The organism is Arthrobacter sp. SLBN-100, from assembly GCF_006715305.1.
In the GTDB taxonomy this organism is placed as follows: Bacteria; Actinomycetota; Actinomycetes; order Actinomycetales; family Micrococcaceae; genus Arthrobacter.
In genome coordinates, this window is record NZ_VFMY01000001.1 from 2,081,898 (window position 1) to 2,098,172 (window position 16,275).

A 16,275-nucleotide genomic window follows, 5' to 3' on the forward strand; every position below is an offset into this window, starting at 1 on the left:
GTGAAGGCCACCTTGGGTACACACTGGAGTTTGGAAAGCGCTTGCCCTTGGGAGCTGGTGCCGAAGAAACCCTGCCCCTCCGGGCCGAAATGGAGCACCATGGGAATGCCAGCCGCCACAGTCGCCGGGACTCAATCCAGCGGGAACATACCTGCAAGCGAAGCCCATGCAACGCCTGCGGACCAATCTTCGTCCGAGCTGGCCAAACGGCCTGCAGCCAAAGTGGCGCTGGTAGGTGTCCACGGCTTCGGGTCGCACCACCTGCGGAACCTGGAACGCCTCCAGGCGGCCGGCGTCGTTAACCTTGTAGCCGTGGCAGATCCTAATCCCCCTGCGCCCGGCTCGGTTCCAGCAACAGCGCGCGTCTTCCCGGACCTGGCCGAATTGCTCGCTGCCACCAGCGGCCTCGATCTCATCATTGTTGCCACCCCCATCCAAACCCACGCACCGCTGGGCCTGGCAGCCCTGGCCGCGGCCGCCGACCTCTACCTGGAAAAGCCGCCTGTCGCCTCGCTGGCGGACTTCAACCGGCTCTGCGACGCTGCCGCCATCTCCGGCCGGAACGTGCAGATCGGGTTCCAGAGCCTGGGCTCGCACGCGCTCCACGCCATCGAAAAGCTCCTCGCCGACGGCACCATCGGAACTTTGCAGGGCATCTCGGCAACCGGCCGCTGGGTCCGGGACCGGGCCTACTACAAGAGGTCCCGCTGGGCCGGCAAACGCACCATCGATGGTGTGGATGTGGTGGACGGCGTGGCCACCAATCCCCTGGCACATGCGGTGGCCACGGCGCTGAGGATTGCCGGGGCACGCACCACCGCAGATATCGCATCCCTGGAAACCGAGCTGTACCGCGCCAACCAGATTGAGTCCGATGACACCTCGGTCATCCGGATCCGCACCAGCTCGGGGCTGCCCATCACCTGCGCCCTGACGCTGTGTGCCACGGAGTCCGTGGAACCGTATGTGACCCTCCAGGGCTCCCAAGGCAACGCCATCTTCCACTACACCGAGGACCGTCTGGCCCTTGAGACGGCAGCGGGCCGTACGGAGGAGGTCTTGGGCCGCGACGACCTGACCGAGAACCTGCTCGCCCACCGCAGCAGCGGAGCGCCTCTTCTCAGCCCGCTCCTGGACAGCGGCGCCTTTATGCTCGTGCTGGAAGCGATCCGCACCGCGCCGCTGCCCGCCCCGATTGACGGGAAGTACGTCCAGTGGGAGGGCGAGAGAGAGGCAGCGCACGCAGTGGTGGTTGACATCGAGGATGCCTTGGAACGCTCTGCCGGCCAGCACGCCACGTTCAGCGAGTTGGGACTCCCCTGGGCCACCTCGGCTCCGCACGCCTTCAACCTGCCGGTTTCCTGAATGCCGCGCCCGCCAGCGGCTGGGCAGCTGCCCCCCGTGATCGTTTCGGGCCAGCTCCACGCTACGGATTCCACTACAGACGGGCTTTCACCCTGCCTGACGGCGCGGCCACGCCCGTCCTTCCGCTGGGAGCTCGGGCAGCCCGAGGGCGCCGACCCATCGCGGGCCCGGCAGACCGGCTACGAGCTGGTGGTCGAGGACAGTGCGGGCTCGCCGCTATGGAGGTCGGGGCAGGTAGCCGCAGCCCGATCTTCCGCGGAGTATGAGGGGCCGGCGCTCGACGACGATATGGACTACGCCTGGCGGGTCCGGGTGTGGGACGCTGCAGGGATGCCCGGCGACTGGTCACAGCCGCAGCGGTTCAGTACCGGCCTCGCGGACACCGGCTGGGGCGCGGACTGGCTCCATCGCGCGCCGGGCGGCCGCCCTCCCCTGGAGGTTTTGGACGGGGCACTGCGTGCGGCCGGCTCACCGTTCCTGCCCGTCCCTTGCCCTCCCCTTCAACACTTCCGGCTGGACGCCCGCCTGCGGCCGGTGATGGGCATGGCCGGGCTGCTTCTCCGGAGCACCGGCCCCGGAACGGGTCTGCTGCTGGAACTCAGTGCCGCCGGCGCCCTGGTACTTCGCCGCGCCGCGGAATGGGAGATCCCGGCCCCGTCGGCGCCCGCCACCGAAATCCTGGCCAGTGCAGAGTGGGGCAGTGCGGACCTGGGCAGTGCAGACTGGGGCAGCCCCCAGACAGGTGTCCAGGCAAGCCCGCCGCCCGGGGAGTGGCGCGAGCTCACGGTCATGGATGACGGAGAGACCATCACCGTAGCTGTGGACGGCCACCAGCTCCTGGTTTTCAACGAGCCGTCGGTTCCCGGTACGCAGGGACGGCTTGCGCTCCACCAGGCACCCCGGAGCCAGGCAGAATACGCGTCCCTCCGCATCGTGGGCACCTCCGGCGGACATCCCGGGGAGCTCGCGCTGGACCATCAGTTCGACACCGGCACCGACCTCGCCCACGCCTATCACGCTCACTGGGCCGGCACCACCGCCCACCGCCAGCCGGATGAGTGGACGCTCTTCGGCACCTCCATCACGCTCACCGGAACTGTGGCCAGGGCCCGCCTCTTTATGGCGGCGCACCATCACGCCCAGCTCTCCCTGGGCGGGATCCCCTGCCTCAGCACCACGTCCTTTGGTTATCCGGGGGAAGGGTATTACGACGCCGCCGACGTCACCGACCTGCTGGCAGGGCTCGCCCCGATGCCAAGGGCCAAACCGGGCCCGGGAATCCAGGCGGAGGCCACCGAAGTGCCCCTCACCGCGCTGCTCCACTGGTACGGCCCCGGCCAGGGCAGGGCCGCCGGGCTTCCCGGCGTGCTGGTCCGCCTCAGCGTCGACTACGCGGACGGACGGCGCGAAGTCTTTGCATCCGGTCCACACTGGTCGGCGGCCGAGGCGCCCTACCGGCAGTCGGGGTACCGCAATGACGAGGGCGACCCCGTGGAGCACCTGGACGGGCTGGCCGCCGCAGCCCTGCCCGCCGTCGAACAGATGCCCCCGGCCCTGAGTTACGGCAGCCACCCCTGCCCCGGATTCCCAACACTGTATCCGCGCCGGACCGTACTTGCGGAGGAGTTTGTGGCGCCGCAGGCGTTCCTGACGGCGGACGACGGAACGCTGGTGGCGGACTTCGGCCAGGTCATTCCGGGCCGGCCGGAAGTGGACTTCCTGGACGGCATTCCCGGCCGCACCATGATGATCCGCGCCGGCTACGTCCTGCGCGCGGACGGCAGGGTGGATCCCGGCAAGACGGCCAGCCAGAACACCGACATGTCCTTCCCCTACACTCAGACGGCGGGGCCGCAGCAGTACCGGGCCACGGTGCACCTGGGCTTCCGGTACCTCGAACTGCCCGGTGTGGAGGCTGCTGACCTGACGAGGGTTGGCGCCATGGTGGTGCACGGCCGGCATCCGGCCGAGGGAAGCTTCACCAGCTCCGATGACACGCTCAACGCCGTGTTCCGGCTGCTGCGGGACTCGGCGCTCTACGGCGTGCAGGAACAGTTCGTGGACACCCCCACCCGGGAGAAGGGCCAGTTCCTGGCCGATGCCGTCAACATCTCCTACGCCACCATGTCCCTCTTCGGCGAGCACGCCTACACGGCGCAGGCGCTCCGGGAATTCGGCTGGTCGGCTGCCCGCTACTGGAACAGCGGCGAAGACAAAGGCCGCTACAACGCCGTCTACCCCAACGGGGACGGCAAACGAGACATCCCCGACTTCTCGCTCATGATTCCCGAATGGGCCGAGGAGTACTACCACCGGACCGGGGACCTGGCGCTGGTCACCGAACTGCTGCCTCACCTCTGCGACACCGCGGACTACGCCTTGCGGTACATCCCGGCGGACGGTCCGACGGCGGGACTGGTTACCAGATTGGGCGGCGGTTCCGGCCCCTACCTCCACGGCATTGTCGACTGGCCGGCACCGGGCCGCTTCGGCTACGACATGGACTGCGCGGCCAAAACCACCGTCAACGCGCAGGCGTACTCAGCACTGATGTGCACGGCCCGCCTCTGCGCCGCCGCCGGGCAGGATGATGCCGCCGTCAGTTATGCACGGCAGGCCCGCGGACTTGCCGCGGCCATCCGCACCCGCCTCCGCGTGGACGGCGTGATGGTGGACGGGTTGCACGCCGACGGAACCCCCAGCACCCACGCATCCCAGCACGCAACGTCCTTCCCGCTCTCCCTCGGGATCACTGGACCCGAGCACGCCCAGGCCGACGGCCGGCGGATCGCTGGAATGGGCATGCGGCAGGGACCCATGACCGTACACCGCCTGGTCCGGGCGCTGCTCTCCCAAGGGCTCACCGATGCCGTGCTGGACCTCCTCACCAGCAAGGACCAGCCCGGGTGGGCCCAGCTCCTGGAGCGCGGCGCCACCTTCACCTGGGAAGCCTGGGACCTGGTGGACGGGACTGACTACAGCCAGTCCCACGCCTGGTCAGCGTCCGTGGTCAAGGAGATCCTCGAACACCTGCTCGGTGTCCGGTACGCCTCGGCCGGCGGCTCCGAACTGGTCATCGAACCGCCGCTGTGCCGGCTGGAACATGCCCGCGGCACTGTGCCCGTGGGCAACGGCAGCGTGGAGGTCAGCTGGAACCGGACCGGCGGCCAGGTGCAGCTGGAGTGCACGGTGCCCGCCGGAGTAACGGCCGTGGTCAGGCTGCCTGCCGGCACGTACCGGATCAAGGGCCCGACGGCGGAGGCCGCCGTCGTGCTTTCCGCTGCGGAAGGCGGGGCTGCTGCCGCAGGGAATACCCCGGCCGCGCACCCAACCCGGGATTTCAGGGTGCACGCCGGGACCTGGACGTTCGAGTAGCCCTGCCATTCCGCCAGAGCAGCAAACCGATCACGAGTGCGGACAGCATGCCCAGCGCGCCCGTGGCCACAAGGCCAAGCCGCACCCCGAACTGCTCCGTCAACCAGCCCGCCAGCAACCCACCTATCGCGTGTCCGCCGAGCAGCAGCGGCAGGTAAAGCGCCATGACCCTGCCGCGGATTTCGGGCCCGGCCTCAAGCTGGACGGCGGTCGCCGCGCTGGTCAGGAACAGCAGGGTCATCAGGCCCACCACCACCAGCATCACGGTAAAAAGGATGAGGTCGGGCATCAGGGCCGCAACCAGCTGGGACAGCCCGAAGAGGCCGGCCGCCAGCACGATTCCCTTCCGGCCCAGGGTCCGCAGGCGGGCGGCCAGCAGGGCACCTGCCAGCGCACCAATGGCGCTGACGGTGTTGAACAGGCCAAACCCCTCAACGCCGTTGTGCCAGACGCGTTCGGCGAAGGCGGCCAGCACCACGGGCCCGTTCATCCCGAACATCCCCAGCAGCCCGGCCAGTGCGATGATCAGCAGCAGTGAGGGCCGGTCCTTGACGTACCGGAACCCCGCAAGAAGCTGGCCCCGCCCCCGCGCCGCCGGGGTGCTGGGGTGCAGCTCGGCGGGTCGGATGGCGGCGATCAGGCAGAGGACCAGCAGGCACAGCAGCGAGTTCGCCGTGAACGCCGCAGCTGATCCCGCCTGGGCAATCACCACTCCGCCCACGGCAGGGCCTGCCATGGCGCCCAGCTGGCCGATGGCGTTGTTAAGTCCGATGGCGGGCCGCAGGGCTGCGTCGCCCACCACTTCGTTGACGAACACCTGGCTGGCAGGCTGGTTGATGGCCGAGGTGACACCCAGCGCCACACAACTGGCGTAAACAGCCCACACGGTGATGGTGCCGCTCGCGGCCCACGCTGCAAGACCCATGGCCAGTAATGCGATAACAGCCTGGCAAACCAGCATGATTCGGCGCTTGGGAAAGAGGTCCACCAGCAGGCCGCTGAGCGGGCCCACCACCAGCATCGGCAGGAATTGCAGGGCAACAGCCGCACCCACCGCGGCGGGACTGCCGGTCAGCTGCAGCACCAGCCAGTCCTGGGCCAGGCGCTGCATCCACACGCCCACGCTGCCCGTGAACACCAGTGCCAGGAAAAGCCGGTAGTTGCGCTGCGTCAGGGGCTGGTACCACGGCAGCTGGTTCTGCGGAGGACGGAGGGACTGCTCGGAACGCTGGCGGTCGGAAGACACGTCGGACTCAACTCAATAGTGACGGACAGAACCAGGCGATGCTTGGTGTGGCAGTGGATGCTTCAGGCGCGGTTGGAGCGCATTTTGACGGCCGCCGAGGCCAGGATCAGGGTACCCGGGACCACCACGAACAGTGCCGCCAGCATCCAGACGAACACCACTGCCCCGAAGAGCGCTGCAACGAGCAGGAGGGATCCCGTCCAGTCCCGCACGGATACGGCCTGGCCCGTTTCGAGTGCGGAGCGCCAGGCGCTGCGGGCGTCGACGCCTGGGCCCGTGGCGGAGCCGGCGAGGTCGGACCAGGCCGCGGAGGTCCGCAGCAGCAGGACGGCGGCCCCTGCAGCGAGGATCAGGGTGGCCGGCAGCACCACTTCCCGGCCGGGGAGCTGCCCCACCCACGCGAGCAAAAGGTTAAGGACAATCACGACGGCGGCTGCCGCCGTCGCGATTCCCAGCTTCCAGCTGCCCGGCAGCGCAGCCCTGAAGGTGCTCCAGAGACTGCGGACGGAATCGTCGCGGCCGGACAGGTGCCGTTCCAGATGGGCGATCCCCGCCGCGTAAGCGGCAGGGATCGTCACCAATGGAATGGACAGCACCAGCACCAGCACGCCGGCCAGGAGGGTCTCGGAGAACAGTGCGAAGCGGTTGACCGGGACGGGTTCGTGGTGGTTCGGTGCGGGTGTGGTGCTGTCCATGACGCTCATTTTCACTATCGGTCTTCCGGCTCTTAGCCCTTGAGGCCCTGGGTGGAGACGCCTTCAACAATGTAGCGCTGGAACACCAGGAAGAAGATCAGCACCGGCAGGAGGGCCAGGACGGACATGGCGATCATGGCGCCGTAATCCGAGCTTTGGGTCTGGTCCACGAAGAGGCGCAGAGCCAGCGGCAGCGGGTACTTTTCGGGGGTGTTCAGGTAGAGCAGCGGGCCCAGGAAGTCGTTCCAGCTCCAGATGAAGGAGAAGATCGACGTGGAGATCAGGGCGGGCTTCATCAGCGGCAGCATGATGGAGGTGAAGATCCGGACGTGTCCGGCGCCGTCGATCCGTGCGGCCTCATCCAGCTCACCGGGCAGGTTGCGCATGAACTGGACCATCAGGAAGACAAAGAACGCGTCGGCGGCGAGGAACTTGCCGATCAGCAGCGGTACATAGGTGTCCACCAGGCCCAGCTGCTGGAACACGATGTACTGCGGGATGATCACCACGTGGAACGGCAGGAGCAGGGTGGCGATCATCATGCCGAAGAAGACGCTGCGGCCGGGGAACTTGATCCGGGCGAACGCGTAGGCCGAGACGCTGGCGGAGAGGACGGTTCCCACCACCGCGCCGATGGCCAGGATCAGCGAGTTGGTGAAGAACTGCAAGGTTGAGACGCCGCCAATGCCGTCCATCGCGGTGACGAAGTTGTCGAAGCTGAAGTTGCTGGACCACAGCGACGTGTTCCCGCCGCCGATCTCGGCGTTCGGCTTGAACGAGGAGGCGATCATCCACAGGCCCGGGTACAGGACAACGGCCGTGAGGGCGAGGGCCACCAGGTGGAAGAGCGTGCTCTTGGCGCGCTTGGCCCCTGCTGATTCGGCTTTGGGGTTGTAGTTCAGCACCTCTGCATCCGTGCTGGACTGGGTGGGGGTTGCCATGGTTGTCATTTTGCATCACCGCTGTAGTGGACCCAGGACTTGGACGTGCGGAAGAAGATCAGGGTAATGATGCCCACCACGACCACCAGGAGCCAGGCCATCGCCGAGGCGTAGCCCATCCGGAAGTCGCTGAAGCCCCGCAGGTACAGGTAGAGGGTGTAGAAGAGGGTGGAGCCGGCCGGGCCGCCTTCACCGTTGGAGATGATGTAGGCCGAGGCGAAGATCTGGAACGCGTGGATGGTTTCCATCAGCAGGTTGAAGAAGATCACCGGGGAGAGCATGGGCCAGGTGATGTTGAAGAACTTCCGCACCGGGCCGGCGCCGTCCATGGACGCCGCTTCGTAGAGGTCTGCCGGGATCTGCTTGAGGCCGGCGAGGAAGATCACCATCGGGGCACCGAACTGCCAGACGGTCAGCAGGATGAACATCGGCATGGTCATGGCGGGGTTTCCCACCCAGCCGCCGAGGTTGATTCCGAAGAAGGACAGCCCTTGGTCTACCGGACCCGCATCGCCGAACATGGCCTTCCAGACGATGGCGATGGACACGGACGCGCCGATCAGGGACGGGGCGTAGAACGCGGAGCGGTAGAAGCCCTGGCCGCGGCGCTTGCTGTTCAGCAGCATGGCCACCGCCAGCGCGGCGGCGAGCTTCAGCGGGGTACCGAAGACCACGTAGCCCAGGGTCACGCCCACCGACTGCAGGAACCGCTCGTCCTGGAAGAGGGTGGTGTAGTTGTCCAGGCCGATCCACTTGGGCGGATCGAACAGGTTGTAGTTGGTGAAGGACAGGTAGAGCGAGGAAATCATGGGCCCGACAGTGAGGGCGATGAATCCCAGCAGCCAGGGCAGCAGGAAGGTGTAGCCGGCGCGGGCATCCGCCCCGCGCTGCCGCGACTTGCGCGGCAGCGTGGAGCCGGACTGCGCCGAACGCCTGCTCAATGTTGGGCTTTGAGTCACGAGTTCATTCCGTCAGTTGTGAACGTCTTGGTCAGACAGTCTGCCTGATCAGGCGTTCTGCTTGATGAGGTCTTCGGCTTCTTTGAACCATGCGTCGGCCGCGCCGTCGATGGTCAGCTTGCCGTAGTTCAGGTCAGAGGAGACGCGCTTGAACGAAGCTTCGAGGGTGCCGAAGCCAACGATGGGCGGCTCGGGAGCGTCCTTGAGGTACTTCTCAATGGACTTCTCGTAGTCCACCACGAGCTTGTCCGTCCCTTCGAAGGTGGTGCCGTCACGCTGGGTCTTCGAGGCCGGAACACCGCGGGAGGTCTTGAAGATCTGGCCCACCTCGGGATCGTTGACCATGAAGTCGATGAAGCGGGCGGCAGCGTCCTTGTACTTGGTCTTGGCGCTGGCCACCATCAGCATGGACGGCTTGAGGAACAGGCCCAGGTTGTCCTGATCGTCAGACGGGACCGGAACCAGCTTGAGCTCCTTGGCGCCGCTGTCCCCGAGGTAGCCGGCCATGAAGTTGTCCCAGGTGACCTCGGTGGCCGTGACGTTGGAACCGAACGGCGACTTGGGGGCGAGCTGCGTGACGCGCTCCTCCGAGACGATGGCAGGGGTGCCGCGCAGGCCGGCGGTGGTGTTCCACCACTTCTTCATATCGTCCTTGGTGAAGCCGAGCTTGCCGTCTTCGGTGAAGGCCTCGATGTTGTTCTGGCGCAGCCAGATGTTGAACATCCACCACACACCGGTGTAGTCGGTGGAGCCAAAGAGTGCGCTGTTGCTCTTGGTGCCCACCTCGGCCAGGAAGTCGTTGAATTCCTTGTAGGTCCACTTGCCCGTCGGCTCCGCAATACCCAGGGACGTCAGCTTGGCCGGGTCGTAGTAGACGGCGAAGGCGTTGGTGCTGGTAGGAATACCGTACTGCTTGCCCTTGATCTGGCCGGAAGGCAGGAGGGACTTCTCGAAGGCGTCGGTGTTGACCTTGACGGTGCCCAGGTCCAGGAGCTGGTTGCGCTGGCCATAATCGCGCAGGTAGGAAAGGTCCCACTGCATCACGTCGGGCAGGCCGCCGCCGGCAGCCTCGGTGGCACGCTTCTGCCAGTAGCCGGCGAAGTCGGTGAAGTTGCCGTTGACCTTGATGTCCGGGTTCTTCGATTCAAACAGGGCGATGGCCTTGCGGGTGCGCTCGGCGCGGTCGTCGTTGCCCCACCAGGTGTAGTTGATGGTAACGGGCTTCTCTGCAGAGCCGGTCTCTCCGGAAGAGCTGGAGCCGGTTCCGCAAGCCGCCAGTGCCGCGGCGGATGCGGTGCCGACGGCTACGGTGGTGATGAAATGCCTTCTATTGATCATGGGAGCCTCCTTGCTCGATGTGTGCAGTCCCTTACCCAAAACCCCAACATGAGTAGTGAGCTGGCTTACACGGCTTCTGAATCGATACAATATCCGCATTCCCAATAATGGGCAAGCGTTTTCCAGCATTCTTGGCAAGCGTTTTCCAAGAACACGCTTTCTCCAGGGATGGCATCCCCTCAGCAGACAAAGGAGTCCCATGACTTTGCAGGAAACCTCCAGCCCGGCCAGTGTCTGGAACAACATCGAAGGCATGGCCTACGGCGGCGACTACAACCCGGAACAGTGGCCCGTCAGCGTCCGGCTCGAGGACCTGGAGCTGATGAAGGAAGCGGGCGTGAGCTTCCTCAGCGTGGGAATCTTCTCCTGGGCACTGCTGGAGCCGTCCGAGGGTACGTACGACTTTGGCTGGCTGGACGAGGTGATGGACAACCTCGCTGGAATCGGCGTCAAGGTTGCCCTCGCCACCGCCACAGCCGCTCCCCCGGCGTGGCTGGTCCGGAAGCATCCGGAGATCCTGCCGGTCACGGCTGACGGAACCGTGCTGGGACCGGGGTCGCGGCGCCACTACTCGCCGTCGTCGGCCGTTTACCGCCGTTACGCCACGGGAATCACGCGGGTGCTGGCGGAGCGCTACAAGGGCCACCCGGCACTGGCGCTCTGGCATGTGGACAACGAACTGGGCTGTCACGTCTCCGAGTTCTACGGCGAAGAGGATGCCGCCGCTTTCCGGGCATGGCTGGAGCGCCGGTACGGGAGCATCGATGCCCTGAACGCGTCCTGGGGTACTGCTTTCTGGTCCCAGAACTACGGCTCGTTCGAGGAGATCCTGCCGCCCGCCGTCGCGCCCTCCACGCTCAATCCGGGCCAGCAACTGGACTTCCAGCGCTTCAACTCCTGGGCCCTGATGGACTACTACCGGGAACTTGTTTCCGTCCTGCGCGAAGTGACCCCCCGCGTTCCCTGCACCACCAACCTGATGGCCTCCAGCGCCACAAAGTCCATGGATTACTTCGACTGGGCCAAAGACCTGGACGTCATCGCCAACGACCACTACCTGGTGGCCGCCGACCCCGAGCGGCAGATCGAACTGGCGTTCAGCGCGGACCTCACCCGCGGCATCGCGGGCGGAGACCCATGGATCCTGATGGAACATTCGACGTCGGCCGTCAACTGGCAGCCGCGCAACCAGCCCAAGATGCCGGGCGAAATGCTGCGCAACGCGCTGGCGCACGTGGCCCGCGGCGCCGATGCCGTGATGTTTTTCCAGTGGCGGCAGAGCTTCGCCGGCTCGGAGAAGTTCCACTCGGCCATGGTGCCGCACGGCGGACGGGAAACCCGGGTGTGGCGCGAGGTGGTGGACCTGGGAGCGGCCCTGAAGCGGCTGGCTCCGGTCCGTGGTTCCCGCGTGGAATCGCGTGTTGCCATCGTGTTCGACTACGAGGCCTGGTGGGCGAGCGAAATCGATTCCAAGCCGAGCATCGATGTGAAGTACCTGGGCCTGCTGCGGGCCTTCCACCGGTCGCTGTTCCTGCGGGGAGTGTCCGTGGATCTGGTGCACCCGTCGGCGTCGCTGGAGGGGTATGACCTGGTGCTCGTGTGCACGCTGTACTCGGTGACTGACGATGCTGCCGCCAACATTGCCGCGGCTGCCTCCGCCGGCTCCACCGTGCTGGTGAGCTACTTCAGCGGGATTGTGGACGAAAAGGACCACGTGCGGCTGGGCGGCTACCCGGGTGCATTCCGGGAACTGCTGGGAGTGCGGGTGGAGGAGTTCCACCCGCTGCTGGCGGGCGCGCAGCTGAAGCTGAGCGACGGCGTGGTGTCCTCGATCTGGAGCGAGCACGTACACCTTGCCGGCGCGGAAGCCGTACAGACCTTTACGGAGTATCCGCTGGAGGGCGTTCCGTCGCTGACCCGGCGTGGCGTGGGCTCCGGGGCGGCGTGGTATCTCGCGACGTTCCCGGACCGGGACGGAATTGAGTCGGTCGTGGACCGGCTGCTGGAGGAGTCAGGTGTTGCGCCCGCTGCTGGTGCCGACCTTGGCGTCGAGCTGACACGGCGCCGTTCCGACGACGGCTCCTCCTTCCTCTTTGCCATCAACCACTCGCGTTCATCAGGGGCAGTCCAGGCTTCCGGTGTAGACCTGCTTTCGGGGGAGCGGTTTGGCGGCACGGTTCCTGCCGGTGGCGTGGTGGTGATTGCGGAGGACTGACGTCCTCTAGTTATCCACATAGCCGCCTCTGCGCAAGCTTTTGTCGGTGGTCAGCAGGCAGAGTTGTCCTATGGAGGCCATTGGGGAGCAGCTTGGGGAGTTCGGCGGCTCTGCCGCCGTGCCTGCCCTTGTTCTTGGAGGCTCCGCAAGCCCTGATTCTGCCAATGAACCGCGGGCATCTTCAGGTGCTTCTGCAGATGCGACGGGTAGCGGCAGAATTGTCAGACCCCCGTACCAGAATGGGTTCATGGAAGTCATTGGGGAACGGCCTGAGCAGTTCGGCGGTAACGTCGTGGTGCTCGGCCGGGTTGGTATTACCAACCAGCCGGATGCTTCGGACTCCAACAACTACCCGGCAGCCGGCACCTTGGGTTCTCTTGCCGCCTCCGATGGCGACGACGACGCCACCCGGCTTAGTGCCGGGTGGCCCCTTCGCGCCGTACCGGCCGGGCCGGTGCCGGCTGAGTCCGCACCAGCAGGGTCCGGGCCAACAGAATCCGAACTAGTAGATTCCGCACCAGAAGCGTCCGCGCAGGTCGAAGCAACGCCGCCCGAAGAACCTCCAACGGCAGTAGCTGAGCGCCTTGATCCGGCATCACTCCCGGCGGGTACGGTCGTGCATGCCGGGGAGCCGCTGAGCCTTGGGGAGATCGGCAAGCTGCTGGCATGTGCCGCTGCTGCGGCGCCCTCGATGCTTGCCGGGGCCGATTATGTTGAAGCCGCCAAATATGCCGGCCAGGTGGAGGAACTCTCCCGCGGCGTGGAGTATCTGCAGGTCCTCTCTGCCGGGACCGTGGACCGGACCCGCACCCGGGCCATTGCCGCCGCGGACGCAGCCCGCGCCAGCCGCTCCCGCACCGGCAAAGGCTGGGTCACCGGCTGGGACAACGGCGTCGAAACCCTGAACGAAACAGACACCGCCTGGCCCGGCCAACCGGCAGCGCCCGGTTCAACCGCCAGCGCCGCCCACACCGAAACGGAAGCTGGAATCGGGGCTGGGACTGGAACCGGGACGGCGACCGGCAGCCAGGGCCCGGTGATCACCTCACCGGCCGATGACGGCTGCGCCAACACCGCCGAGTTCCTCCGGCAGCGGCTGCGGATCGGTAAAAGCGAAGCCAACCGCCGCCTCGCCCTCGCAACAGACATCCTGCCCGCCACCACCCTCACCGGCGACACCATCCCCGCGCCCCGCGAACACCTCGCCGCCGCCCTCACCCCGCAAGCCGACGGCGAAGAGAGCACCGGCGTCCCCCTGGCCTCGTCCCGGGCCGGGACGATCATCGCCCTGACCCTGAACCGGCTCCAGCACCTCACCACACCCGAGAAACTGGCCCTCATCGAACAGAACCTCACCACCACCGCGGCGACCGCCGACCCCGACTTCCTCGCCCGCGTCGCCCGCCGCTGGGCCGACACCATCGACGCCGACGGCACCGAACCCAGCGAAGAAGCCCTCCGCCACACCCAAGGCGCGTTCATCCGCAAACCCCGCCACGGCCTGCACCACCTCGAAATCTACGCAACCACCGACCAATACGAACACCTCCTCACCGTCATGAACACCGCCACCAACCCCCGCACCACCGGCACCGCAAACCCGAGCGCCACCGGCACCACCCCTGCAGCAGCCACGGGCACCAACGGCGGCATCAACGACGGCGGCAACGCAGAAAAGGACCGCACCAGCCAGGACGGGGTCTGGAACAAGAACAACCCCGGCCCGGACCTGGACCGGCGCACCCGGCCGCAAAAACAACTCGAAGGCCTCGTCGGCGCCGCCAAAGTAGCCCTGGCCACCAACAGCCTGCCCGCCACCGGCGGCAACCGCCCCCAAATCATCGCCACCATCAACTACCAGGACCTCCTCCCCCACCACACCAGCACCCCCGCCGGGGCACACCCAGGGGCCTGGACCGGAGGAGAGCCAGGCGCCGCCGGCATCGAAGCCGACGCAGGCACGGGTACGGGCACGGGCATCGGCATCGGCACGGAAGCCAGGACCGGAACCCAAACCAGCATCGGAACCCAAACCAGCGCCGGAACAGGCACCGGGAACTTCGCGTTCACCGGCCCCATCGCCGCCGTCACCCTGCGCAAAATCGCCTGCGACGCCGACATCATCCCCGCCATCCTCGGCACCCACGGCGAACTCCTGGACCTCGGACGCAAAACCCGGCTCTTCACCCCAGCCCAACGCACCGCCCTCACCGCCCGCGACCAAGGCTGCGCCTTCCCCCACTGCACCATCCCCGCACCCTGGTGCGAAGCCCACCACATCACCTACTGGTCCCAAGGCGGCCCCACCAACCTGGACAACGGCGTCCTCCTCTGCAGCGGCCACCACCACCTCATCCACAAAGAACAATGGACCATCACCACCACCAACGGCACCCCCTGGTTCACACCCCCAAAACACCTCGACCCGCACCAAACACCCCAACAAAACCACTACTTCAAACCACCCCCACCACCAACACCCCGCGAGTGAATTGGCGGAGCATCAACCTCCTGCATGGCGGCAAACTCAGGTCCCAACTGAAGTGGCTGCATCCCGAAGCCGGTCTCGGACGCTTAGATGACGGCTGCAGCGCCCGCCAACCAACCAAAGCCGCGGCATTATTCATCCGCCGAGCAGAACTGCCCTTAAACAGCTCCGTCCCGGGAGGAACCGAAGGTTCCCGCCGGGACGGAGCTGCCACCCGCCGTCGGACGTTCTGGGCGAAGGAGGCATCCACCCAAGTTGTCCAGAGCCGTGTTGGCGGTGTGAAGACTAGCTGCTGATCGCCGACTTCATCTCGTCATGCGCTTTCTTGCCTGCTTCCTCCGTGGAAAGCCGCTCGAAGAGAACCTCGGAGGTATACCGCTTGATGATTTCCTGGATGGCGCCTGCGCCCTTCGGCGGCGGGGCCGGAGCCTCACCGAGCTCGTCCTTGATCTGGTCAATGAACTTGACCACCTTGACGTCCGACGGGGTCAGCTTAGGTTCAATGGTTGCCCGGACTTCCGAGTTGGGGTAAACACCACGGTCGGCCAGGAGGGCTTCACCGGCCTTGACGTTGTTGGCCAGGAAGTTGATGAACTTGGCGGTTTCCTTCGGGTGCTTGGTGCGCGAAGAGGCCGACCAGAACTGCGATGCCTTGTACCAAAGCCCGGCGTCAGCCGACGAGCCGGTCTTGGTGGGGAACCGCAGGATCTTCAGGTCGCCGCCCGATGCCTTTTCCAAAGCTGGAGCCTGGTTGGACCACCAGAAAGCCATGCCGTTCTTGCCGGTGGCGAGGCCGCTCTGGTCCAGCGGCGCGGCTTCAGCCTCCACCACCTCGGACGCGGACGGAACTGCCTTCTTCTCGCTGAGCTCCTTCAGGAACGACCACCACTGGGCGATGTCGCCCGGTTCGAATCCCAGCTTGCCGTCTGAGGTGTACAGAGACTTGCCGTTCTGGCGAAGCCATACGCCCAGCGATGCTTCATCGGTTCCATAGGCGGCCGCACCGTAAGTGCCCTTCGGGGACTTAGCTGTGACGTCAGCGGCAATCCGTTCGAAGTCCTCCCAGGTCCACTTGGAATCGTCGGGCAGCGGGACCCCTGCAGCTTCGAACACCTTCGGGTTGGCCAGGATGGTGGCGGCGTTAATGCCAGCCGCGATGCCTGTCAGCCCGTCCTCACCCTTGCCGGCGTTGAGGGCCGCTTCGTCGAGCTTGGAGGTGTCGATGTCTTGTTTGGAGAGGTCAAGGAGGGCACCCCGGCTGGAGTACTCGGTGATGTACTTTTCGTCCATTTGGATGATATCCGGTGCATCGTTGGCGGCCACCTGGGTGGCCAGCTTGTCCCAGTAACCGCTCCAGTCGCCGAATTCCGGCTTGATCTTGATGTTGGGGTTCTCGGCTTCGAACTGCTTGATGGCTTCCTGGGTCAGCTGGGCCCGCTTGTCGCCGCCCCACCAGGAGAACCGCAGTTCAACGGGTCCGTCAGCACTTTGCTGGCCGGCTCCCCCGCCGCAGGCACTGAGGCTCAAAGCCATAACGACGGCGGCGGCAGCGGCTGCAACGCCAGTCTTACGTGAGGGGCGGCGTGCGCCCGTGGAGGATGTTGCTGCCGGCTGCTTGGTTGCAGCAGAGGCAGAGCGGGAAAAAAGCGGCAC

At 66.2% G+C, this 16,275-nt stretch carries 10 protein-coding genes; 4 read left to right on the forward strand and 6 right to left on the reverse strand.

The annotated features are described in order from the left end of the window. The first annotated feature begins 99 nt into the window (after positions 1 to 99). Together FBY31_RS09785 and FBY31_RS09790 are read left to right on the forward strand one after the other, a co-directional pair. The gene (locus tag FBY31_RS09785) at positions 100 to 1,365 is read left to right on the forward strand and encodes a Gfo/Idh/MocA family protein (protein ID WP_235013001.1); all 1,266 of its coding nucleotides are present in this window, start codon (positions 100 to 102) and stop codon (positions 1,363 to 1,365) included. Beyond that, complete coding sequence (locus FBY31_RS09790) at positions 1,366 to 4,740, forward strand: family 78 glycoside hydrolase catalytic domain (RefSeq protein ID WP_142039930.1); 3,375 nt, start codon at positions 1,366 to 1,368, stop codon at positions 4,738 to 4,740. Here the strand turns inward: FBY31_RS09790 and FBY31_RS09795 are convergent. From FBY31_RS09795 to FBY31_RS09815, 5 genes are all read right to left on the reverse strand, one after another. Continuing rightward, on the reverse strand, positions 4,706 to 5,986 hold the full coding sequence (locus FBY31_RS09795; protein WP_142039932.1) for an MFS transporter: 1,281 nt from the start codon (positions 5,984 to 5,986) through the stop codon (positions 4,706 to 4,708). The two genes, FBY31_RS09790 and FBY31_RS09795, sit on opposite strands and share 35 nt — an antisense overlap. A 62-nt stretch (positions 5,987 to 6,048) precedes the next feature. After that, positions 6,049 to 6,690, reverse strand: coding sequence for a Poxvirus protein I5 (locus FBY31_RS09800; RefSeq protein ID WP_142039935.1), 642 nt, complete (start codon positions 6,688 to 6,690; stop codon positions 6,049 to 6,051). Positions 6,691 to 6,713: 23 nt separating this feature from the next. Next, the gene (locus FBY31_RS09805) at positions 6,714 to 7,631 is read right to left on the reverse strand and encodes a carbohydrate ABC transporter permease (RefSeq protein WP_142039938.1); all 918 of its coding nucleotides are present in this window, start codon (positions 7,629 to 7,631) and stop codon (positions 6,714 to 6,716) included. Beyond that, positions 7,628 to 8,581 carry a carbohydrate ABC transporter permease gene (locus FBY31_RS09810; protein ID WP_142039939.1) on the reverse strand — a complete coding sequence of 318 codons (954 nt, stop codon included), beginning with the start codon at positions 8,579 to 8,581 and terminating at the stop codon, positions 7,628 to 7,630. Before FBY31_RS09810 ends, FBY31_RS09805 begins: the two co-directional genes overlap by 4 nt. A gap of 48 nt (positions 8,582 to 8,629) precedes the next feature. Continuing rightward, the gene (locus FBY31_RS09815) at positions 8,630 to 9,919 is read right to left on the reverse strand and encodes an ABC transporter substrate-binding protein (RefSeq protein WP_142039942.1); all 1,290 of its coding nucleotides are present in this window, start codon (positions 9,917 to 9,919) and stop codon (positions 8,630 to 8,632) included. Between the two features lie 199 nt (positions 9,920 to 10,118). Here FBY31_RS09815 and FBY31_RS09820 point away from each other — a divergent pair, with 199 nt between their 5' ends. Together FBY31_RS09820 and FBY31_RS09825 are read left to right on the forward strand one after the other, a co-directional pair. Continuing rightward, complete coding sequence (locus tag FBY31_RS09820; RefSeq protein WP_142039945.1) at positions 10,119 to 12,134, forward strand: beta-galactosidase; 2,016 nt, start codon at positions 10,119 to 10,121, stop codon at positions 12,132 to 12,134. 247 nt (positions 12,135 to 12,381) lie between these two features. After that, entirely contained in the window at positions 12,382 to 14,625 is a 2,244-nt protein-coding gene (locus tag FBY31_RS09825; protein WP_235013002.1) for a DUF222 domain-containing protein, read from the forward strand. A gap of 282 nt (positions 14,626 to 14,907) precedes the next feature. Here FBY31_RS09825 and FBY31_RS09830 read toward each other — a convergent pair whose 3' ends face one another. Next, the gene (locus FBY31_RS09830) at positions 14,908 to 16,275 is read right to left on the reverse strand and encodes an ABC transporter substrate-binding protein (protein ID WP_142039948.1); all 1,368 of its coding nucleotides are present in this window, start codon (positions 16,273 to 16,275) and stop codon (positions 14,908 to 14,910) included.

Coding starts and splice junctions, on each gene's coding strand:
- FBY31_RS09785 (WP_235013001.1), top strand. CDS start 100: ATGGGAATGCCAGCCGCCACAGTCGCCGGGACTCAATCCAGCGGGAAC.
- FBY31_RS09790 (WP_142039930.1), top strand. CDS start 1,366: ATGCCGCGCCCGCCAGCGGCTGGGCAGCTGCCCCCCGTGATCGTTTCG.
- FBY31_RS09800 (WP_142039935.1), bottom strand. CDS start 6,690: ATGAGCGTCATGGACAGCACCACACCCGCACCGAACCACCACGAACCC.
- FBY31_RS09805 (WP_142039938.1), bottom strand. CDS start 7,631: ATGACAACCATGGCAACCCCCACCCAGTCCAGCACGGATGCAGAGGTG.
- FBY31_RS09815 (WP_142039942.1), bottom strand. CDS start 9,919: ATGATCAATAGAAGGCATTTCATCACCACCGTAGCCGTCGGCACCGCA.
- FBY31_RS09820 (WP_142039945.1), top strand. CDS start 10,119: ATGACTTTGCAGGAAACCTCCAGCCCGGCCAGTGTCTGGAACAACATC.
- FBY31_RS09825 (WP_235013002.1), top strand. CDS start 12,382: ATGGAAGTCATTGGGGAACGGCCTGAGCAGTTCGGCGGTAACGTCGTG.